The sequence below is a fragment of the Bacillus sp. FSL R5-0593 genome, assembly GCF_038603755.1.
Classification (GTDB): Bacteria; Bacillota; Bacilli; order Bacillales; family Bacillaceae; genus Bacillus; species Bacillus velezensis.
This window is the reverse complement of record NZ_CP152011.1, coordinates 3,438,939-3,459,296: the sequence shown is the minus strand read 5'-3', so window position 1 is coordinate 3,459,296 and position 20,358 is coordinate 3,438,939. Positions and strand designations below refer to the sequence as shown.

The following is a 20,358-nucleotide window of genomic DNA, read 5'->3' as shown; positions in this document are numbered from 1 at the left end:
CCGCAAAATCGGAGGGAACGTACGTCTGGCGCTTGTTAAGTTGAGGAGAGGATCAAAAAGAGGATGAGGAATCCGGGGAGCGCTTTTTCGCTTCAGCCGCGATAAAATCAAAGTATTTGCTGACGCTTTCAATATCTTCTTTTGTGAAGTGCTGCCACTTTTTGCTGTCAAACAGCGGCAGATGCTCCGCGCCTCTGTCAACGGCGGTCTGATAGATGGCGCAGATGGATTGATAGCTTTCGGAGGTTTCGCGGATTTCTTCCTGAAATGCCTTGATGTGTCCGGCCCGCGCCATTAACTCCTCGTACGGAATTTTTAATGTGTCCGCCAATTTTCGGATGGTCGCGGGTTTAGGAATGCCGCGGTGCCCGTTTTCAATTCTGGAAATGGTCGCCGAGCTGACGCCGGAATAGACGGCAAGCTGATTGACGGTAAGCTTCCGGGCGCGGCGCAGCTCTCTTAATTGCTTTCCGAATGTGTTCAATAAGATCGCCTCACATGTGCAAAGTCATGAGTCTTCATTTGTTCTTTTTTTGGCTTCAGCCGATAAGAACGCAAAGTATTTATCAAGCAGAACCAAGTCTTCTTTCGACAGGTGCCGCCAGTTCTCCCGCTCCAATAGGGATAAATCATGCAGCTCATACGTTTCGGCTTTTTCCAGCAAGGTGCAGCCCGTGTCGTACGGGGCTCTCGTTTCCTGAACGGTCTCTATATATCCCGCCGTCTGCATCAGTTCCTCATACGGGATTTTTAACGCATCTGCGAGCTTTTTAATGGTTGCAGGTTTCGGCACCCCGCGTTTGCCGTTTTCAATCCGCGAGATTCCCGCGGCGCTGACGCCTGAATACGTTGCCAGCTGATTCACTGTCAGATGCCTTTTTTCCCGCAATGTCCGCAATTGTTTCCCGAAACTTTCCACAGTCTTTCCCCCTCCCGCGGTCTATTTATATTCTAGTATGTTTATTGACTAAAGGGAATAGCCAGGCTGGAAAAGTATTGACAAAAGTTAACAAAAGCCGTATCTTATGTATAAGAAAGAAAGTATTTGACAGAACGGAAGGTGAAGAAAGTGGTCGAAAAGATACAGATCAGAAGAGATTATGTGCTGCAGTATATGGTCAATAATGACTACTCGTTAAACCAGCTCGCCCTGGAGATCGGAATATCTCCCGCCACACTGAGCCGTGTACTGAATGGAGAGCGGAGGCCGGGCCAGCTGGTCATCGGAAAAATGCTCTATTACTTTGACATGAAATTTGAAGATCTTTTTTACTACGACTTTGTTGACAAAAGTCAATGATGATGGAAGATTCAAACGCATTTCCGTTTTTCTGACATGATGTGCACCGATACGGCGTGACATGCCTTTGTTTTTCATGTAAAATAGAAGCAATGTAGGCCAGTCAGTCTGGAGGTGTATGGGATGCACACATTATTGATTACCTTATTGGTCATCGTCAGTATTGCACTTATTATTGTCGTATTGCTTCAAACCAGCAAAAGCGCCGGTTTATCGGGTGCAATTTCAGGCGGGGCGGAGCAGCTTTTCGGAAAACAGAAAGCAAGGGGCCTTGATCTGATTCTTCACCGCACAACCGTTGTGCTGGCAGTCTTGTTTTTCGTGTTGACGATTTCGCTGGCGTATATCGTATAAGGCAATGTTTGTATAAGGTCTGATTTAATATCAGGCCTTTTTCTTGTTGAGAGACGGCGTTTGTTTCTCGCAAAACTGTGGAAAACTAAATTGAATGTGCAAAAAAGGGGTTATGAGCATGAAAATTGTGACACCAAAACCATTTACATTTAAAGGCGGAGACAAAGCGGTGCTTCTGCTGCACGGATTTACGGGAAATACGGCAGACGTCAGAATGCTCGGCCGCTACTTGAATGAGCGCGGCTACACTTGTCACGCGCCTCAATATAAAGGGCACGGCGTTCCGCCGGAAGAACTGGTACATACGGGGCCTGAAGATTGGTGGAAAGACGTCATGGACGGTTATGAATATTTACGGTCTGAAGGCTATGAAAACATTGCGGCCTGCGGACTGTCGCTTGGCGGGGTTTTTTCATTGAAATTGGGTTACACTGTACCCATAAAGGGAATTGTTCCTATGTGTGCGCCGATGCACATTAAAAGTGAAGAGGTTATGTACGAAGGAGTTCTTTCCTACGCGCGCAATTATAAAAAATTCGAAGGAAAACAGCCGGAGCAGATTGAAAAGGAAATGAAGGAGTTTGAAAAAACACCGATGAATACGCTCAAATCGCTTCAGGAGCTGATTGCCGATGTGCGCAAAAACGTCGACATGATCTATTCCCCGACATTTGTGGTTCAGGCACGGCATGACCATATGATTAATACAGAAAGTGCGAACATCATTTACAACGAGGTGGAAACGGACGACAAACAGCTGAAATGGTATGAAGAATCAGGCCATGTCATTACGCTCGATAAAGAACGGGACCTCGTTCATCAGGATGTGTACGAATTTTTAGAGAAACTCGATTGGTAACAAACAGGAGGTCGAATAATGGAAAAAGAAGCGTTTATGGACCGTCTTCTCGCGTTTATGAAGGAAGAGGCGTACAAGCCCCTTACCGTTCAGGAACTTGAGGAGATGCTGAACATCACGGAAGCAGATGAATTCAAAGAGCTGGTAAAAGCGCTGGTGGCGCTCGAGGAGACGGGACAGATCGTCCGCACCAGAAGCAACCGCTACGGGCTTCCGGAAAAAATGAATTTAGTAAAAGGAAAAATTTCCGCGCATGCAAAGGGATTCGCGTTTCTATTGCCGGAGGATACCTCTTTAAGCGACGTGTTTATTCCGCCGAATGAGCTGAATACGGCCATGAACGGCGATATCGTCATGGTGCGGCTCAATTCCCAGTCAAGCGGATCGAGACAGGAAGGCACGGTCATCCGCATCTTGGAAAGAAGCATCGACCGCGTCGTGGGCACATACACAGAAACGAAAAGCTTCGGTTTTGTCATCCCGGATGATAAGAAGATCACGAGTGATATTTTTATTCCGAAACATGCCAATAACGGCGCTGCGGAAGGCCATAAAGTCGTCGTCAAACTGACAAGCTACCCTGAGGGCAGAATGAACGCCGAAGGAGAAATCGTTGAAATACTCGGCCATAAAAATGATCCGGGCATCGATATTTTATCCATCATCCATAAGCACGGCCTGCCGGGAGATTTTCCGGCTGAAGCGATGGAGCAGGCAACAAGCACGCCCGATACCATCGATGAAAAAGACATCAAAGACCGCCGTGATCTCCGCGATCAGGTCATTGTCACCATTGACGGCGCGGATGCGAAGGATCTGGATGACGCCGTCACCGTGACAAAGCTTGATAACGGCAGCTACAAGCTCGGCGTCCATATTGCGGACGTCAGCCATTACGTCACGGAGAATTCCCCGATTGACAAAGAAGCGCTGGAAAGAGGGACAAGCGTGTACTTGGTTGACCGGGTCATTCCGATGATTCCGCACAGATTGTCTAACGGAATCTGTTCTTTAAATCCGAAGGTCGACCGGCTGACGCTTTCCTGCGAAATGACAATCAACCAGCAGGGCCAGGTGACAGAGCACGAGATCTTCCAAAGCGTCATTAAAACGACGGAAAGAATGACCTATTCAGATGTCAACCAGATCCTCACAGAAGACGACGCCGAGCTGAAAGAAAGATATGAGCCGCTCGTCCCGATGTTTAAAGACATGGAACGTCTGGCCGAAATTCTCCGGGCGAAACGGATGGACCGCGGCGCCGTGGATTTTGATTTCAAAGAGGCGAAAGTGCTCGTCGATGAGGAAGGCGCCGTTAAAGACGTCGTCATCAGAGAGCGCTCAGTAGCGGAAAAGCTGATTGAAGAATTCATGCTTGTCGCAAACGAAACGGTGGCCGAGCACTTCCATTGGATGAACGTGCCGTTTATTTACCGGATTCACGAAGAGCCGAACGCCGAAAAACTGCAAAAGTTCCTGGAGTTCGTCACGACATTCGGTTATATCGTCAAAGGAAAAGCCGGAGACATTCATCCGCGCGCGCTGCAAAGCATTCTTGACGAAGTGCGGGACCGTCCGGAAGAAACGGTGATTTCAACCGTCATGCTCCGTTCCATGAAGCAGGCGAAATACGACCCGCAAAGCCTGGGCCATTTCGGGCTGGCGACTGAATTTTATACGCACTTCACATCGCCGATCCGCCGCTATCCTGACTTAATCGTTCACAGGCTGATCAGAACGTATTTGATCAACGGACAATCGGACGAAGCGACTCAAGAAAAGTGGGCCGAACGCCTTCCGGAAATCGCTGATCATACGTCAACGATGGAGCGTCGCGCCGTTGATGCAGAGCGGGAAACGGACGATCTGAAAAAAGCGGAATATATGCTTGATAAAATCGGCGAGGAATTTGACGGCATGATCAGTTCTGTCACGAATTTCGGAATGTTTGTCGAGCTGCCGAATACGATTGAAGGTCTTGTGCACGTCAGCTTTATGACGGATGATTATTACCGTTTTGACGAGCAGCATTTCGCCATGATCGGCGAACGCACGGGCAACGTTTACCGGATCGGAGACGAAATCACGGTCAAAGTCGTCGACGTCAATAAAGATGAGAGAAACATCGACTTTGAAATTGTCGGCATGAAAGGCACCCGCCGTCCGAGAGAAACGACAGGCGACCGCAGAAAACGCGGCAGACCGGCGCGGAAACGTGTGTTAAACAGCAATACCCCGGCTTCACCGCCGAAATCGGAGGAAAAAGGGGAATGGTTTACAAAACCGAAGAAGAAAAAGAAAAAACGCGGTTTCCAAAACGCGCCGAAACAAAAACGCAAAAAGAAGAAGTAAATGAGAAAAGCAAATGGGGCAAAATGCTCTGTTTGCTTTCTTTCGCAAGCCGCATTTTCATTGTCGCGGAACGCTCCATTTGCTAAAATAAAGCGTATCGCACACATGAACGGTTTTTGCGGAGAGAGGAGGATAAGGCATGCCAAAAGGATCAGGCAAAGTATTATCACAAAACAAAAAAGCAAACCATGATTACTTTATAGAAGAAACCTATGAAACAGGCATCGTGCTGCAGGGGACGGAGATTAAGTCCATTCGCGCCGGCCGCGTAAACATGAAGGATTCCTTTGCGAAAATCGAGCGCGGCGAAGTGTTCCTCCACAACATGCACATCAGCCCGTACGAGCAGGGAAACCGCTATAACCACGACCCGCTCCGGACGAGAAAGCTTTTGATGCACCGGAAAGAAATCAATAAGCTGATCGGCCTGACGAAAGAGAAAGGCTATTCCCTCGTGCCGCTGAAGCTGTATTTGAAAAACGGCTTCGCCAAAGTGTTAATCGGCCTCGGAAAAGGGAAGAAAACATACGATAAACGCGAAGATTTAAAACGAAAAGACGCCAAAAGAGAAATCGAAAGAGCGTTCAGAGACAGACAAAAAGGCTTCTGATGCCTGAGCCTTGATGTGATAACTGCCCTATGCTATACTGTTCACACATCAGATTCACAGGCTGTTTATTGAAGACATTCCCAATTGAATTTGTCTGTGATCATGATATAATAACAGTACAGCCAGTTAAGCAAGAGCTTGATAGATCTCCCGTATACCCTTAACAAGGGGACGTTACGGATTCGACAGGGATGGATCGAGCTTGAGCTGCGAGCCGAGAGGCGATCTCGTTAACACGCACCTAAATATAACTGGCAAAACTAAAAGTTTTAACCAAAACTTAGCACTAGCTGCCTAATAAACGCAGCGAGCTCTTCCTGACATTGCCTATGTGTCCGTGAAGAGCACATCCAAGTAGGCTACGCTTGCGTTCCCGTCTGAGAACGTAAGAAGAGACTGACAGACTAGCTCTCGGAAGGCCCGCCCGCAGGCACGAAGACGAGTGAAACACGAAATATGCAGGCTACGCTCGTAGACGCTTAAGTAATCGATGTTTCTGGACGTGGGTTCGACTCCCACCGTCTCCATACATAACAGAGGAACCGCAGTGCCGTCACATGACGCACTGCGGTTTTTTCATGCCGAAATAAAGGAGTCCATTTGAATGATAGTCGTCATCATAGACGGAAAAGATATTACAAGCACAGAAGCATTACACCGAATCTTAAAAGATCAATTAGATTTCCCGGACTTTTATGGCGAAAATCTGAATGCCTTATGGGATTGTCTGACAGGCTGGATCGAACTTCCGCTGACTTTGGTGTGGAAGAATTTTGACATCAGTCAGAAGGAATTGGGTTCGGATGCTGATAATGTATTAAGGATATTAAAAAAGGCTCAGGCAGAATTAGATGGTGAATTTTTCATTCAAATTGAGCAGCCGAACAGACCATTATAAAACATTTCATAAAATAAAATAGTGGAAGGTGTTATTGATGTTAAAAGTCATCATAGATGGAAAAGATATTACAAGCACAGAAGCTTTACACCGAATCTTAAAAGATCAATTAGATTTCCCGGACTTTTATGGTGAAAATCTGAATGCCTTATGGGATTGTCTGACAGGCTGGATCGAATATCCGCTGACTTTGGTGTGGAAGAATTTTGAGGCCAGTCAAAAGGCATTGGGTTCGGATGCTGATGATGTCTTGGAGCTGTTTCAAGAGGTTCAAGAAGAGTTAGGGAATCGGTTTGTCATTCAAATCGATCAGCCGTCAGCCGGGACAACGGACAGGCACTAAAAAGTGCGTACTTCCCCTCATCCATTTTTCTATCTGATAATAGGGACAGAAGGTTTCAGGCTTTCGATTTCTGTCCATATATAAGAAGAGACTTGCGATAGGGAGGAATGGATGATGGATTTGCAGTTGAAAGGGAAGACGGCGCTTGTGACGGGATCTACGTCAGGCATCGGGAAGGCGATTGCGGCTTCGCTGATTGCAGAAGGTGCGGCCGTGATCATTAACGGCCGCCGTGAAGAAAAGGTGAACGAAACGATCCGGGAACTAGAGAAACAGACGCCGGATGCCCGTCTCTATCCGGCCGCATTTGATTTAGGCACGGCGGAAGGATGCGGGGCGATTTTTCAGCAGTATCCGGATGTGGATATTCTCGTCAACAATTTAGGAATCTTTGAACCTGCGGAATACTTTGATATTCCTGACGAAGAGTGGCTCCGGTTTTTCGAGGTGAATATCATGAGCGGCGTGAGGCTGACACGCCGGTATGCAAAGCGGATGATTGAACGGAAGGAAGGGCGGGTGATTTTTATCGCGAGTGAAGCGGCCGTCATGCCTTCTCAGGAAATGGCCCACTACAGCGCCACGAAAACAACGCAGCTGTCGCTGTCACGCAGCCTGGCCGAACTCACGGAAGGGACGAATGTGACGGTGAATACGGTCATGCCCGGCTCCACGAAAACAGAGGGCGTCGAAACAATGCTCGAGTCGCTTTATCCGGGTGAAAACCTGACCGCGGCGGAGGCGGAGAGACGATTTATGAAGGAAAATCGTCCGACGTCGATCATTCAGCGATTGATCCGTCCGGAAGAAATAGCCCACTTTGTCGCCTTTTTAAGCAGCCCGCTGTCGTCTGCCATTAACGGATCTGCATTGCGGATCGACGGCGGCTTGGTGCGGAGCATTATATAAGATGAACGTACAAAAACCCCCGTAAAGCGGGGGTTTTTTTAATGTGGATCACGCTGAAACCGGCTGATGATCCTGCTGATTAAATCTTTTGTGGCGGAGTCAAAATGCTCTTCTTTTTGGTTTGTCAACAGCCCGACCGGCGGTGAAATCGTTAAGTTATGGATCGGAATGACCTTCGTGCCCTCGATCGGTTCTGAGTGCGCCGTCGCCGTAAAGATTGAGACGCCGATATTTTCCCTGACATAGTATTGGTGAGCCATGCTGCTGGTCAGCTCCATTTTTCGATAGCGGCTGCCGATGGCCCGCTGCAGGTGCTGTTCAATTTGAATCCGGATCGGACAATTGGCGGGCGTGAAAATCAGACATTCATTTTCTAAATCCTCGAGATTGACGCTTGTTTTGGCGGCAAGGGGATGTCTGTCGGACACGATGACATTGAGCGAGTCATGGAAAAACGGATCGAAGTAATTTTCCAGAATCAGCTCCGGCTCGCCGCATACCGCAAAATCAATGGCGCCCTCCAGCAGTTTGCGGCTGCATGTATTGGCATCATCCACGCTGACATTGACCGACATATCAGGATAATCATCTAAAAACCCTCGCAGTACGGCAGGGAAGACCAGGCTTGCCGTCGGTTCGGATATGCCGATGTGAATAAGGCCGGCCTGCCCCTGTCTGATGTCGGCCAGAGTATGGTCAAGCACCTCGTATTGCGCGAGAAGCTGCCCGGCCCGCTCATGAAACAGCCGCCCCGCCCTTGTCAGCTTCAGCTTCTTTCCCCGTTCAAACAGCTGCGCGCCTACATCCTGTTCCAGCTGTTTAATCCGCATTGAAATCGTCGGCTGTGAGTAGTTCAGAATTTCGGCGGCCTTATAAAAGCTGCCTGACTGTACGATCGTATGAAACGTTTTAATGGTGCGTAATTCCAACGAAATCCCCTCCCGGCTGTTCATTAATTTTCTTGAACCTTTCCTTTACTTTTTTTGATTAGTCAAATAAATCAGTTTGCTTTATAGTATAAACAATCAAAGATTAGTAAACAAATGGGAATTATATATTTTTGCGGGGAGAGTGACCGGAATGAGTGAAGACATATTTCGATTGGCTGAGAAAAAGGATGCGCCGGAGTTTTTAGAGTTGCTGTACAGCGCGTTTCAGCCGATCCGCAATTTGGAGATTGACTGGCCGTCGGCGCGGGCCGACATCGATATGGTAACAGAAAATATTGAAAATCATTCAGCCGTCGTGCTCGAACGGGACGGACGGCTTCTTTCAACAATTACGATCCGTTTTCCGTGGGAGAGTGACACGCCTCCGTCAAAATATCCGTTCGTCTGGTGGTTTGCGACGCTTCCTGAGCTGAAGGGGCAGGGCATCGGCAGCAAACTTTTGACTTATGTGGAGGAACACGTGCTGCGGGATACGCTGAAGGCCCCGGCCATCACGCTCGGCACTTCGGCGCGCAAACATCCCTGGCTTGTAGATATGTACAGACGGAGGGGGTATGAAGTGTATTTTGAGCAGGAGAAAGACGGAGACATCGGAGTCATGATGAGAAAGGTGCTCATACCGGAGCGGTTTGACGCGTCGCTGTTAGGCACACCGAGCTGGGCGCAATGATAAAAAAACGGATCAGAAACGGCTGTCTGCTTCTGCTGCTCGGCGTGCTGGCCGGGTGCGGGCAAGGAGAAAGCACAAAAGCGGGGAGCGGCGTGCAGACCGTCATTGTCGGCACGGGAACTGATTTTCCGAACATTGCTTTTATGGATGAAAAAGGCGAGCTGACCGGCTATGACATTGAAGTGATGAAAGCCATTGATGAACAGCTGCCGCAATACAAATTTGTCTTTAAGACGATGGATTTTTCGAATCTGCTTACAAGTCTCGGAAACCGGAAAATTGACGTGATCGCGCACAATATGGCGAAAAATAAGGAACGGGAGAAACGCTTTTTGTATCACAAAATCCCGTATAACTACTCGCCGATGTACATCACGGTGAAGGCGGATAATGACGCGATACACACGCTCCGGGATTTAAAAGGGAAAACCGTCATCGTCGGCGCGACATCAAACGCGGCGGATTATATGACGGCATACAACAAAACCCACGGCAGCCCGATACATTTGAAATACGCCGGGCAGGGCAGCAATGATACAGCAAACCAAATAGAGACAGGACGCGCTGACGCCACCGTATCCACGCCGTTTGCCGTCGATTTTCAAAATAAGACGCACGCGTTCAAACAAAAAACGGTCGGTGATGTGCTGCTGGATACCGAGGTGTATTTTATCTTCAATAAAAACAGCCAAACCCTGGCGGACGATACGGATCGGGCGATTCAAAAGCTGGAGAAGGACGGCACATTGAAAAGACTGAGTGAAAAATGGCTCGGCGCGGATTATTCAAAATCAAGTTTCACGAAATAATTGAAGCAGAAAACGGGGCGATCACATGAAAATAAGATTGGCGGTCATGTCATTAACAATTGCCGCAACGGCGGCGTTATCAGCCTGCGGCGCGGGCGGGGAGGCGGCATCAGGCAATCAGAAAAACGTGAAGAACATCACGGTCGGCACGGGAACTCAATTTCCGAATATTTGCTTTATTGATGATAAAGGCAAATTGACGGGATACGACGTTGAGCTGGTGAAAGAGCTTGACAGGCGCCTGCCGGACTATCGTTTCACTTTTAAAACGATGGATTTCTCCAACCTGCTTGTCAGCCTCGGCCAGCATAAAGTCGATATCGTAGCCCATCAAATGGAGAAAAGCGCCGAACGGGAGAAAAAATTTCTGTTCAATCAAGTCGCGTATAACAACTTCCCGCTGAAAATCACGGTGCTTCAAGAAAACGGGAACATTCACGGCATTGATGACTTGAAAGGAAAGCGGGTCATTACAAGTCCGACGTCAAACGGCGCGCTTGTGCTGAAAAAATGGAATGAAAAACACGGCAGTCCGTTTGAAATCGCTTATGCGGGCCAAGGTTCAGACGATGCGGCCAATCAGCTGAAATCCGGCCGCGCCGATGCGACGATTTCTACGCCGTTTGCCGTCGATTTCCAAAACAAAACGAGCGCGATCAAAGAAAAAACGGTCGGCGGGGTGCTGTCAAATGCCAAAGTGTTCTTTATGTTTAACAAAAATGAACAAACGCTGAGCGATGACATTGATAAAGCCCTCAAGGAAATCATTGATGACGGCACGCTTAAAAAGCTGAGTGAAAAGTGGCTCGGCGCGGATTATTCAAAGGAGCAATATTAAGTGAAAAAGAGAGGGATCGGTAATGGAAAAAGCGTTTGATATCAGTATGATCGCGTCCTTTGTGCCGACATTGCTCGGGTATTTGCCCGTCACGCTGTATATATTGGCGGTGTCTCTGCTGTTCGGCTTTCTATTGGGGCTGCTTTTGGCGCTGCCCCGCATCTATCGCATTCCCGTTTTGAATCAGTTTGCGAAGCTGTATATCTCTTTTTTCAGAGGAACGCCCATCATGGTGCAGCTGTTCATTGTATTTTACGGCATTCCGGCACTCACGGCGCTCGCCGGAATCGATACCTCTAAAATGGACCCTTTGTATGCGGCCATCGCCACGTATGCGCTGAGCAGCGCGGCAAGAGCGGCCGAAATCATCAGGGGAGGTGTGAACAGCGTCGACCGCGGGCAGGCGGAGGCGGCTTTCAGCATCGGGCTGAACGGGGGGCAGACATTCCGGCGCATCATTCTGCCGCAGGCGCTTGTGCAGGCCTTTCCCAACATCGGAAATATGGTAATCGGTTTCTTAAAAGATACATCACTCGCTTTTTCGATCGGGGTGATGGATATGTCGGGCAGAGGACAGACCTTGATTACATCGAGCAATCATTCTTTAGAAGTGTATATCTCGCTTTCTGTTCTGTATTATGCGGCCGCCCTTTTATTTGAATGTGTCTTCAGATGGGCCGAAAAACGAATCAAGAAAGATGAGACGCGCCTTGTGACGGTTTTTGACATGAGCGCGCACGGCTGAAAAGGAGGGAGAACAGTGGAGCTGGATATTCCATTTATCGGCACTGCGATCAAACAAATGATGAAAACCGTTCCGCTTACATTGGCGATGACGGTCATTCCGATTATTGCCGGATTTTTCATAGCTCTCGGCAATATCACAGTGCGTATATTCCGCATCAAATGGCTGCTGGCCTGCTCAGCGTTTTACGTGTCTTTTTTCCGCAGCACCCCGGCGATTCTCCATATTATGCTGATTTATTTAGGGGTTCCGCTGATTGCCGATCAATTCAGCCGCGCGTTTCATCTCGGCTGGTCGGCCAATCAGATTCCGGTCGCCGTGTTTGTCATCATGGCACTGTCATTAACGGCAGGCGCTTATATGACGGAAATTCTCCGATCCGGGATCATGGCCGTCGATACGGGGCAGGCGGAGGCGGCATATTCAATCGGCTTGACGCGGGGCCAGATGATTCGGCGTGTGGTTCTGCCGCAGGCGTTCATGATATCGCTGCCGAACTTCACCAACATAGGCATCGGCTTTTTGCATACTACTTCCATCGCGGCCATTGTTGCGGTGCCTGAAATTACAGGAACGGCGACGATTGCGGCATCCGATAACTATGCATTTCTGGAAGCATTTATCGGGGCGGCCGTGATTTATTGGGGATTAACGCTGATTCTCGAAGCTGTAAACAGTCTGGCAGAAAAAAGGGCAGCCAGATATCAAGGAGGCGCATTATGATCGAAATCCGAAACATTCAGAAACATTTTGGCAGTCATCACGTGCTAAAGGGCATCAATTTAAGTGTCCGGAAAGGAGAAGTCGTGACCATCATCGGCCCGAGCGGTTCCGGGAAAACCACTTTTCTGCGCTGCCTTAATTTACTTGAGCGGCCGGATGAAGGCGCCATTTCGCTGCACGGTGAAGTCATTAACTGCAAAAAGCCTGCCAAAAAAGACATTCTCAGACTGAGGAAACAGACGGCGATGGTTTTTCAGCAATATCATTTGTTTTCGCATAAAACGGCGATTCAAAATGTTATGGAAGGCCTGACGATCGCAAGGAAAATGAAAAAAACAGATGCGTACGCCATTGCCGAGCGGGAACTGGCCAAGGTGGGGCTTCAGGATAAATTGCACGCCTATCCGAATCAGCTGTCGGGAGGACAAAAGCAGCGGGTCGGAATTGCCAGGGCGCTTGCCATTCATCCTGATGTCATGCTGTTTGATGAACCGACCGCAGCCCTCGATCCGGAGCTTGTCGGCGAGGTGCTCGAGGTGATGCTTAACATTGTGCGGACCGGCGCCACCATGCTCATCGTTACTCATGAAATGGAATTCGCCAGAAGAGTGTCCGACCGAATTGTGTTTATGGATGAAGGAGCAATCGTGGAACAAGGAACGCCTGAGGAAGTCTTTTACAAGACGAAAAAAGAAAGAACGAAGAAGTTCCTCCGCCGCGTGCTGCCTGATTACGGTTATGACATAAAAGAGCGCATAAAGGAGCCTGTCGTATGATTCGTTTAAGCATTTTAGACCAAAGTGTCACCGCGGAAAACCAAACCGCAGAAGAAGCCTTGCGGCAAACGGTGAAATTGGCTCAGGAGGCCGAACAATACGGATATGACCGTTTCTGGGCGGCGGAGCATCATAACAATGAAGAGATAGCGGGATCAGCGCCGGAAATTGTTCTGGGGTATCTTGCCGCAAGCACGAAAAAAATCCGTCTCGCATCCGGCGGGGTGATGCTGCAGCATTACAGTCCTTATAAAGTGGCGGAGCAGTTCCGGGTTTTGTCCGCTCTTGCTCCCGGCCGTGTGGCGCTTGGTGTCGGCAAAGCGCCCGGCGGATTTCAGCTGTCAACCGATGCGCTGCAGCGGGAGCTTATCCAGCCCGCCCGTTTATTTGAAGAAAAGCTTGAGGAGCTGACTCATTTCATCCGAAATGATTTTCCGGACTCACACCGCTATGCGTCATTGCGGCCGGCGCCGCATACTGAGTATGCGCCTGACCTCTTTTTGCTCGGCGGCAGCGCGGAAAGCGCGATATCCGCGGCCAAACTCGGCATTTCCTTCGTTTTCGCCTATTTCATAAACGGTGAAGAGGCTGCGTTAGAAAAAGCGCGCCACGCCTTTGACGAGCATCTGCCGAAAGGATCGAAGGCGGAATTTCACCTTGCGCCGATGGTCTTTACCGCGCATACAAAAGCAGAAGCGGAAAAACACGTCGTATCGCGTGAGTCGGTCAAAATCATTCTCGAAGACGGCAAAAAGGTGAATGTCGGTTCCCGGGAACAAGCGGAAGCGTTTCTTGAACAAGTCACGCAGCCATATAAGCTGATTACACAAAAGACGGGTGTAATTGCCGGGACAAAAGAAGAGACTGCCGCCGAGCTGCGACGATTATCCGTTCAGTACAGCATTACTGATTTTGTGATTTTGTCGCCTATCAGAAACGCTGAGGAAAAACGATTGTCTTACCGGCTGTTAAGCGAAGCGGTGCAGCCGGTAAGACAATTATAGGAGGGATGAACATGAGTCATGAAGTAAACGTTGTGGTCTGGAGCAAACAGGGCTGTGCGTATTGCGATGAAGTGAAAGGATATTTGCGGGAAAAGGCCGTTGCATACGAAACAATTGATGTGACGGAGCGGGACGAATTGCGTGACGTGCTACAGACGAAGTACGGCATCCGTCATGTTCCCGTCGTTGAAATCGGCAGCGGTGACAGCCGTGTGTATCAGGCCGTTACTCAAGTCGGCATTGATCATGTAGAACGGGCGCTTGCCGATTACGAGGGGAAAAAGGGGGAGAGAAAATGAGCCGGACGGATCTTATTCAATTCGGAGCCATGATTCACGGTGTCGGCGGCACAACGGACGGCTGGCGTCATCCCGACGCCGATCCGACAGCAAGCACGAATGCGGCGTTTTACAGGCAAAAAGCGCAGACTGCAGAAAGAGGGCTGTTCAGCTTTGCTTTTATTGCGGACGGCTTGTTCATTTCTGAAAAGTCCATCCCGCATTTCTTAAATCGGTTTGAGCCGATCACTATTTTATCGGCGCTTGCCGCCTCTACAACCCATCTTGGTTTAATCGGCACATTTTCCACATCGTTCACTGAGCCGTTCACCATCGCAAGACAGCTGATGTCTCTTGACCATATCAGCGGCGGCCGGGCGGGCTGGAATCTCGTCACCTCTCCGCAGGCGGGAGCCGCGCGCAATCACAGCAAAGAAAGCCTTCCCGACCACAGCCGGCGCTATGCCATCGCCCAGGAACATGTGGACGTGGTGCGCGGTCTGTGGAATTCCTGGGAAGAAGATGCCTTCGTCCGCAACAAAGAAACCGGGCAGTTTTTTGACCCTGACAAACTGCATCGCCTGTATCACAAAGGCGAGTATTTTCAAGTGGAGGGTCCGCTGAATATCGGCCGGTCCAAACAGGGAGAGCCGGTCGTTTTCCAAGCGGGGTCTTCAGAAACCGGCCGGTCGTTTGCCGCGAGGAATGCAGATGCAGTCTTTACGCACTCCAATTCACTTGAGGAAACGAAGGCTTTTTATGATGATGTGAAGAAGCGGGCGGCGGATTACGGCCGGGACGCTACCAAGCTGCGGATCTTTCCGGGAATCAGTCCGATTATAGCCTGCTCACAAGAAGAAGCGGAAGCGAAATACCAAGAATTCGCCGAGCTGATTCCGATAGAGAACGCCGTTAAGTATGTGGCCAGATTTTTTGACGATTATGATCTGAGCCAGTTTCCATTGGATGAGCCGTTTCCTGATTTGGGCGACGTCGGGAAAAACGCGTTTCAAAGCACGACAGACCGTATCAAAAGAGAGGCGAAAGCCCGGAATCTTACGCTGCGTCAAGTGGCGCGCGAAGCCGCGTTTCCACGAACCAACTTTATCGGGACACCGGAACGTGTGGCGTCATTAATTGAAACATGGTTTCAGCGGGAAGCGGCGGACGGGTTTATCATTCACTCTGACATCCCGGGCATGCTTGAAGCCTTTGTGGATCAAGTCATACCGATCCTCCAGGAAAAGGGGCTGTACCGAAAAAGCTATCCGGCCGATACACTGCGGGGGAATCTCGGGTTGGATATTCCGGTCTGTAAATCAAATCCGATTTTGAGCAGAAACTAAATGTTTCTGCTTTTTCTGCTGCTTGCCATTCCCGTCATTAAAGGGATCCCGCCAGCATTTTGGATAAGAAAAGAGCCGATTTACCCCGTTAACCATTAAGAGTAAATCGGCTCTTTACTATTTAAAAGACGTAAGGAATGAAAACCTGTTGAATGCAATCCTTCAAACTTATATTCCCTAAGAAATTGTTATAAAAATAAGTTAAATCTTTAAGAGGTTAGCAATATTTCCGCCTAGTACTCGTTGTGCGACTTCTTCACTTGAAGCATGGCGTTCAACTGCCAACTTATTTAGGAATGGATCACCATATGGAAAATCAGAACTAAATAAAGTTTTCTCTGGGAGTTCTTTTATAGCCAAAGATAATGCATAGGTTGTATAAAATGCAGAAATATCTAGGTAGGCGTTCTTTGTTTCTTTTGTTAATGCAATAACTTGCTGCCAATGAATCCCTCCCAAATGGCCATAGATTACAGGGACAGTGGGATATTTACGAGTTAAAGCGAACAATTCCCGAATATCATTTAAATTGAGTGGATGGAATGTATGCACCCAAATCGGAAAGGAATTATAATCACTAGCTGCCTGGAATACAGGCTCAAGCATTTTAATTTGGCCTGAACCCAGGGTGAATTCTCCAAGTCCCTTCATTTTATAATCTTTTACAATCTTCTCAACCCAATCATGCAGTTCTCCGGAGGAACTTAAAAGGGGAACTGATCCAAATCCAATAAAACGGTCAGGATATTTTGCGATAGCATCCCTCAATTCTTCTAAAGCTTTTGATCGTGCTTCTAGGGGATTTATTTCGTTATTTAAAATTTGATTCAGTACATCCATTTCCTGAATAAATTCATCGTAGCTTTCACTTTTTTCTGGATGAACAAGCGTAGAGAATAAAATAGTTTTATCTATCCCGCTTGAATCCATCATTTCAATGTGTTTTTCTACAGGTAGAACTACGTGGGCATGACTATCAATAATCATTTTTTACTCTCCTTCCAATAAATTGGCTGACAGCTGATTTCGTCTTTTAGAAAATACTTCAGTAGCTATTGTTAAAATGGTATTTAATGCGACAGGAAAGCCTGCATAAATTAACATTTGCATCATAGCTTCCACAATTTCTTCTTCGGTCCATCCGACATTTAAAGCTCCGTTAATATAAAATTTTAATTGTTCCGTATTTCCTAAAGCAGTCAGACCAGCAACTGCTGCAAGAAGGCGGGATTTTAAATCTAATCCCGGTCTGGAAAAAATTTGACCGTAATTAAATTCCACAGCCAAAGTTCCCAAGTCGGGTGCTGCTGAATCTTTAAAACTGTTCACGATATTTTGATAGTTGTGCGGATCTATTTTTGATAGAACTTCCAATCCCTTTTTGTAGTTTTCTGTATTTTCAGACATTAGATATGACTTCCTTTCTCGAATTCTCTATTTTTTACTGTTCTTTTTTTAGGTAAGCTAAATAAGGAACTAAAAGCAATACCTATCATGAGTATCCCAACTGTACATACTCCATACCAATGCCATTTGCTCCAAGCAAGTACACCTAGATATGATCCTAAAGATCCGCCTAAGAATGTAGATACCATGTATAAACCATTTAATCTGCTTCTCTTTTCAGGAGATAGTTGAAAGATAGCAGCTTGACAAGCAACTTGATTTGCTTGCGTGCCAACTGTTACTAATAGTGCGCCAAGAAGTAATCCCGGTAACCAATATCCTAAGAATATTAAGGTCAGAAAAGCGATTAAAGAAATAAACATACATAAGGTATTAGCAAATTTTGATCCTTTTTTATCGATCACCCGGCCAATCATGGGAGTTGCAAAGGCTCCAGCTATTCCCACTAAACCTATTAAACCTGCCGCGGTGCTCCCATAAGAATACGGAGAAGTATTTAATAAAAAAATAAGAGTTGTCCAGAAGGCACTAAAGGAACCAAACATCATTCCTTGACTCAGGCAAGCTTTTTGCAACACTTTTTCTTTTTTAAATAACGGGCCTAAAGATGCAAGTAATGTTTTATACTGCATTGCATGATTTCCTTTGCTTTTTGGAAGATACATTGCCATTAAAATGATCATTATCATTGTGCCAGCAAAAGAAGCCCAATACATTGATCTCCATCCAAAATGGGAATCTGCAAAACCACTGATAAATCGAGCGCCTAAAATCCCACACACTAAGCCAATGGCAACATTCCCTAACACTTTTCCTCTGTTCTCTTCTGAAGCTAAATTAGCAGCAAGAGGAACAATAATTTGAGGGACTATGGTAACAAATCCAAGAATTAAGTTTGCTGCAATCAGCCACGTTACATTCATTGATAAAGCAGTTGCGGCTAAAATTATACATACAATAGATAATAAACTTAGGATCAATTTTCTCCGTTCAAAAATGTCACCTAATGGTACCAATAAAAGATTTCCCAATGCATATCCCACTTGAGTTAAAGTTGCTACAATTCCTATATAGTTTTCAGAAACGTGAAAAGTATTTGCCATACTGACTAAGAGCGTTTGATTTAAATAGACATTAGCTACTGTAAAACCACATGCTGCAGCCATGAGGAGAACTAATCCTTTTGGGAAAGGCTCAGCCCTATTTTTGAAAACCATAAAACTCACCTCCTTCATTTATTAGAATAGATGAAGGTTTATAATGGGAATAGGAGTGTGTTTATCCTATTATTAAAACTACTACTTATAAGGGGAGAAGTTCATGTTAAGTGACAAAGAAAGAAGGAAAGAACTAGGGGATTTCTTAAAAACACGACGGGCGCGATTATCTCCTCAAGACTTTGGTTTACCTATTGGTCCGCGCAGAAAAACAGAAGGACTGCGCCGAGAAGAAGCAGCTCAGCTGGCAGGAATAGGAGTAACCTGGTATACATGGTTAGAGCAAGGGCGTGATATACAGGTATCTTCAGACGTATTGGAGGCTATTTCGCGTGTATTCAGGTTAAATGAAGAGGAAAAAGAGCATCTATTTTTATTAGCAAATCGGCCATTGCTATCTAAGGCGGGAAGACCTCTCGTTGAAAGTGTAAATAGCGTCCTGAAAAATGTATTGAGTCAATTAGAATACTGCCCTACATATGTAACCGACGAAAAATTGAACATAGTAAGCTGGAATAAAGCTGCTGCCGTGGTTTTTGGTGACTTTAATAAAATGAATGATCGAGATCGTAATGCAGTCTGGCGTTGCTTTACGTCTAAAGAATACCGAGACCTCTTTCTTAATTGGGAAGATCATGCGCAACGCTTGATTGCTCAATTTCGTTTAGCCTATACACGTTTTGTCGGTGATGAGTGGTTTAAAGATATTATTAAAGAACTTACCAATAAGAGCCCTGAGTTTCGTAATTGGTGGTCCAAGCATGAAGTTCTAGGTACTCCTTGCGGCAAAAAAACACTGCTGCATCCTTTAGTTGGAGAAATGATTATGGATCATATTACTCTTCAAGTGTACGATGCCCCTGAACTAAAATTAACCATTTACCAACCTCGCCAAGAAGGTGAAACAGAACAGAAAATGAAGCATTTGTTAAACTGGCAAGCAGACCTGCAATAAAAGAGTGTGATAAATTCGAACGTATGAAGCGGAATTCGTTTGTCTCTAATATAAGAGCAGGAACATTTTGCATGGATAAATTCCACACAACTGTCTGAAATGAAACAGCCGATTTAGGTTTAACATGGTCAAAATCGGTCTTTTCTTTGTCGAAATTTGCTTAACGCGAGTTTTTTCGATTTGCTGGAGGTACTTCTTACAGCCTTTTCAAAAAAATATACTGATTTCGAGATATTATTGTTGCGAAAAGATTTTTTTGTAACTATAATTATTACAGAACTGATCAGTATAAAAAAACATTCATATTTCATAATAAATGTGTGTGTAATCTGAAAACGAAAGGGCTGTTTACAATGGCAAAAGTACTTTATATCACTGCTCATCCTCATGATGAAAAGACATCTTACAGCATGGCGACAGGAAAAGCGTTTATCGATTCTTATAAAGAATCAAACCCGAATGATGAGGTTGTACATATCGACCTTTACAAAGAGAACATTCCTCATATCGACGCGGATGTATTCAGCGGCTGGGGAAAACTTCAATCCGGCACAGGTTTTGAAGAGCTTTCTGAGAACGAAAAAGCGAAAGTCGGCCGTCTGAACGAGCTGAGCGATCAATTCGCGGCAGCTGACAAATACGTATTCGTCACACCGCTTTGGAACTTCTCATTCCCGCCTGTTATGAAAGCGTACCTTGATTCTGTGGCTGTAGCCGGAAAATCATTCAAATATACAGAGCAAGGCCCGATCGGTCTGTTGACAGACAAAAAAGCGCTCCATATTCAGGCGCGCGGAGGCTATTACTCTGAAGGACCGGCGGCTGATATGGAAATGGGCCACCGTTACATCGGCATCATGATGAACTTCTTCGGCGTTCCTTCTTTTGACGGATTAATCGTTGAAGGCCATAATGCTGAACCGAATAAAGCACAGCAAATTAAAGAAGATGCGATTGCCCGCGCGAAAGAAGCCGGAAAATCATTCTGATCTTAAAAAAACCTCCCCGCCGTACG

The 20,358-nt window shown here is 46.8% G+C and carries 25 protein-coding genes and 1 other RNA gene; 20 read left to right on the top strand and 6 right to left on the bottom strand.

The annotated features are described in order from the left end of the window. Positions 1–52 precede the first annotated feature (52 nt). Entirely contained in the window at positions 53–484 is a 432-nt protein-coding gene (locus tag NYE36_RS17210) for a helix-turn-helix transcriptional regulator (RefSeq protein WP_003151674.1), read from the bottom strand. A gap of 24 nt (positions 485–508) precedes the next feature. Next, positions 509–919, bottom strand: coding sequence for a helix-turn-helix transcriptional regulator (locus tag NYE36_RS17205; protein WP_003151677.1), 411 nt, complete (start codon positions 917–919; stop codon positions 509–511). A 195-nt stretch (positions 920–1,114) separates the two neighbouring features. On the opposite strand from NYE36_RS17205, the gene NYE36_RS17200 reads away from it, so the two are divergent. The 9 genes from NYE36_RS17200 (at position 1,115) to NYE36_RS17160 (ending at position 7,625) form a co-directional block, all read left to right on the top strand. Continuing rightward, a complete protein-coding gene (locus tag NYE36_RS17200) occupies positions 1,115–1,300 on the top strand; it encodes a helix-turn-helix transcriptional regulator (protein WP_087920807.1) in 186 nt (61 codons plus the stop codon). Positions 1,301–1,423: 123 nt separating this feature from the next. Further along, positions 1,424–1,654, top strand: a complete 231-nt coding sequence (gene secG / locus NYE36_RS17195) for a preprotein translocase subunit SecG (protein ID WP_003151681.1) — start codon at positions 1,424–1,426, stop codon at positions 1,652–1,654. A 118-nt stretch (positions 1,655–1,772) separates the two neighbouring features. Next, complete coding sequence (locus NYE36_RS17190) at positions 1,773–2,513, top strand: carboxylesterase (RefSeq protein WP_007409986.1); 741 nt, start codon at positions 1,773–1,775, stop codon at positions 2,511–2,513. 18 nt (positions 2,514–2,531) lie between these two features. Beyond that, on the top strand, positions 2,532–4,865 hold the full coding sequence (gene rnr, locus NYE36_RS17185; RefSeq protein ID WP_031378334.1) for a ribonuclease R: 2,334 nt from the start codon (positions 2,532–2,534) through the stop codon (positions 4,863–4,865). A 139-nt stretch (positions 4,866–5,004) separates the two neighbouring features. Continuing rightward, a complete protein-coding gene (gene smpB, locus NYE36_RS17180; RefSeq protein WP_003151688.1) occupies positions 5,005–5,475 on the top strand; it encodes an SsrA-binding protein in 471 nt (156 codons plus the stop codon). A 167-nt stretch (positions 5,476–5,642) separates the two neighbouring features. Next, positions 5,643–6,005, top strand: a transfer-messenger RNA (tmRNA) gene (ssrA, locus tag NYE36_RS17175). Positions 6,006–6,079: 74 nt separating this feature from the next. Then, positions 6,080–6,373, top strand: coding sequence for a barstar family protein (locus NYE36_RS17170; RefSeq protein ID WP_040238883.1), 294 nt, complete (start codon positions 6,080–6,082; stop codon positions 6,371–6,373). A 37-nt stretch (positions 6,374–6,410) separates the two neighbouring features. After that, positions 6,411–6,716 carry a barstar family protein gene (locus NYE36_RS17165; protein ID WP_040238885.1) on the top strand — a complete coding sequence of 102 codons (306 nt, stop codon included), beginning with the start codon at positions 6,411–6,413 and terminating at the stop codon, positions 6,714–6,716. Positions 6,717–6,830: 114 nt separating this feature from the next. Continuing rightward, positions 6,831–7,625, top strand: coding sequence for an SDR family oxidoreductase (locus NYE36_RS17160; protein WP_015418226.1), 795 nt, complete (start codon positions 6,831–6,833; stop codon positions 7,623–7,625). 38 nt (positions 7,626–7,663) lie between these two features. On the opposite strand, the gene NYE36_RS17155 is transcribed toward NYE36_RS17160, so the two are convergent. Next, positions 7,664–8,554, bottom strand: coding sequence for a LysR family transcriptional regulator (locus NYE36_RS17155; protein ID WP_144664309.1), 891 nt, complete (start codon positions 8,552–8,554; stop codon positions 7,664–7,666). Positions 8,555–8,705: 151 nt separating this feature from the next. Between NYE36_RS17155 and NYE36_RS17150 the strand changes: the two genes are divergently transcribed. The 9 genes from NYE36_RS17150 to NYE36_RS17110 are packed head-to-tail and all read left to right on the top strand — an operon-like array spanning position 8,706 to position 15,764. Continuing rightward, the gene (locus tag NYE36_RS17150) at positions 8,706–9,245 is read left to right on the top strand and encodes a GNAT family N-acetyltransferase (RefSeq protein WP_003151702.1); all 540 of its coding nucleotides are present in this window, start codon (positions 8,706–8,708) and stop codon (positions 9,243–9,245) included. Beyond that, a complete protein-coding gene (locus tag NYE36_RS17145) occupies positions 9,242–10,054 on the top strand; it encodes an amino acid ABC transporter substrate-binding protein (protein ID WP_144463901.1) in 813 nt (270 codons plus the stop codon). Before NYE36_RS17150 ends, NYE36_RS17145 begins: the two co-directional genes overlap by 4 nt. A 25-nt stretch (positions 10,055–10,079) precedes the next feature. Next, positions 10,080–10,892, top strand: coding sequence for an amino acid ABC transporter substrate-binding protein (locus tag NYE36_RS17140; RefSeq protein WP_265451047.1), 813 nt, complete (start codon positions 10,080–10,082; stop codon positions 10,890–10,892). 22 nt (positions 10,893–10,914) lie between these two features. Next, positions 10,915–11,637, top strand: coding sequence for an amino acid ABC transporter permease (locus tag NYE36_RS17135; RefSeq protein WP_007409997.1), 723 nt, complete (start codon positions 10,915–10,917; stop codon positions 11,635–11,637). A 15-nt stretch (positions 11,638–11,652) separates the two neighbouring features. Then, positions 11,653–12,360 carry an amino acid ABC transporter permease gene (locus NYE36_RS17130; RefSeq protein ID WP_020956345.1) on the top strand — a complete coding sequence of 236 codons (708 nt, stop codon included), beginning with the start codon at positions 11,653–11,655 and terminating at the stop codon, positions 12,358–12,360. Then, a complete protein-coding gene (locus tag NYE36_RS17125; RefSeq protein ID WP_064116006.1) occupies positions 12,357–13,136 on the top strand; it encodes an amino acid ABC transporter ATP-binding protein in 780 nt (259 codons plus the stop codon). The genes NYE36_RS17130 and NYE36_RS17125 overlap by 4 nt, the downstream gene beginning before the upstream one ends. After that, a complete protein-coding gene (locus NYE36_RS17120; protein ID WP_031378340.1) occupies positions 13,133–14,140 on the top strand; it encodes an LLM class flavin-dependent oxidoreductase in 1,008 nt (335 codons plus the stop codon). Before NYE36_RS17125 ends, NYE36_RS17120 begins: the two co-directional genes overlap by 4 nt. An 11-nt stretch (positions 14,141–14,151) precedes the next feature. After that, positions 14,152–14,439: a glutaredoxin family protein gene (locus NYE36_RS17115; protein ID WP_094032492.1), complete on the top strand. Its 288-nt coding sequence runs from the start codon at positions 14,152–14,154 to the stop codon at positions 14,437–14,439. After that, complete coding sequence (locus NYE36_RS17110) at positions 14,436–15,764, top strand: LLM class flavin-dependent oxidoreductase (RefSeq protein WP_094032491.1); 1,329 nt, start codon at positions 14,436–14,438, stop codon at positions 15,762–15,764. Before NYE36_RS17115 ends, NYE36_RS17110 begins: the two co-directional genes overlap by 4 nt. Before the next feature lie 201 nt (positions 15,765–15,965). Here the strand turns inward: NYE36_RS17110 and NYE36_RS17105 are convergent, their stop codons facing one another. Genes NYE36_RS17105 through NYE36_RS17095 form a run of 3 tightly spaced genes read right to left on the bottom strand, consistent with a single transcriptional unit; the run spans position 15,966 to position 18,388 of the window. Next, positions 15,966–16,751, bottom strand: a complete 786-nt coding sequence (locus NYE36_RS17105; RefSeq protein WP_033574843.1) for an amidohydrolase family protein — start codon at positions 16,749–16,751, stop codon at positions 15,966–15,968. A 3-nt stretch (positions 16,752–16,754) separates the two neighbouring features. Further along, positions 16,755–17,171, bottom strand: coding sequence for a carboxymuconolactone decarboxylase family protein (locus NYE36_RS17100; RefSeq protein ID WP_007410005.1), 417 nt, complete (start codon positions 17,169–17,171; stop codon positions 16,755–16,757). After that, positions 17,171–18,388: an MFS transporter gene (locus NYE36_RS17095; RefSeq protein ID WP_015418216.1), complete on the bottom strand. Its 1,218-nt coding sequence runs from the start codon at positions 18,386–18,388 to the stop codon at positions 17,171–17,173. The genes NYE36_RS17100 and NYE36_RS17095 overlap by 1 nt, the downstream gene beginning before the upstream one ends. A 103-nt stretch (positions 18,389–18,491) precedes the next feature. On the opposite strand from NYE36_RS17095, the gene NYE36_RS17090 reads away from it, so the two are divergent. Both NYE36_RS17090 and NYE36_RS17085 read left to right on the top strand, forming a co-directional pair. Further along, entirely contained in the window at positions 18,492–19,343 is an 852-nt protein-coding gene (locus NYE36_RS17090) for a helix-turn-helix transcriptional regulator (RefSeq protein WP_094032490.1), read from the top strand. Positions 19,344–19,696: 353 nt separating this feature from the next. Further along, a complete protein-coding gene (locus NYE36_RS17085; protein WP_012118449.1) occupies positions 19,697–20,332 on the top strand; it encodes an FMN-dependent NADH-azoreductase in 636 nt (211 codons plus the stop codon). The last annotated feature ends 26 nt before the right edge of the window (positions 20,333–20,358 follow it).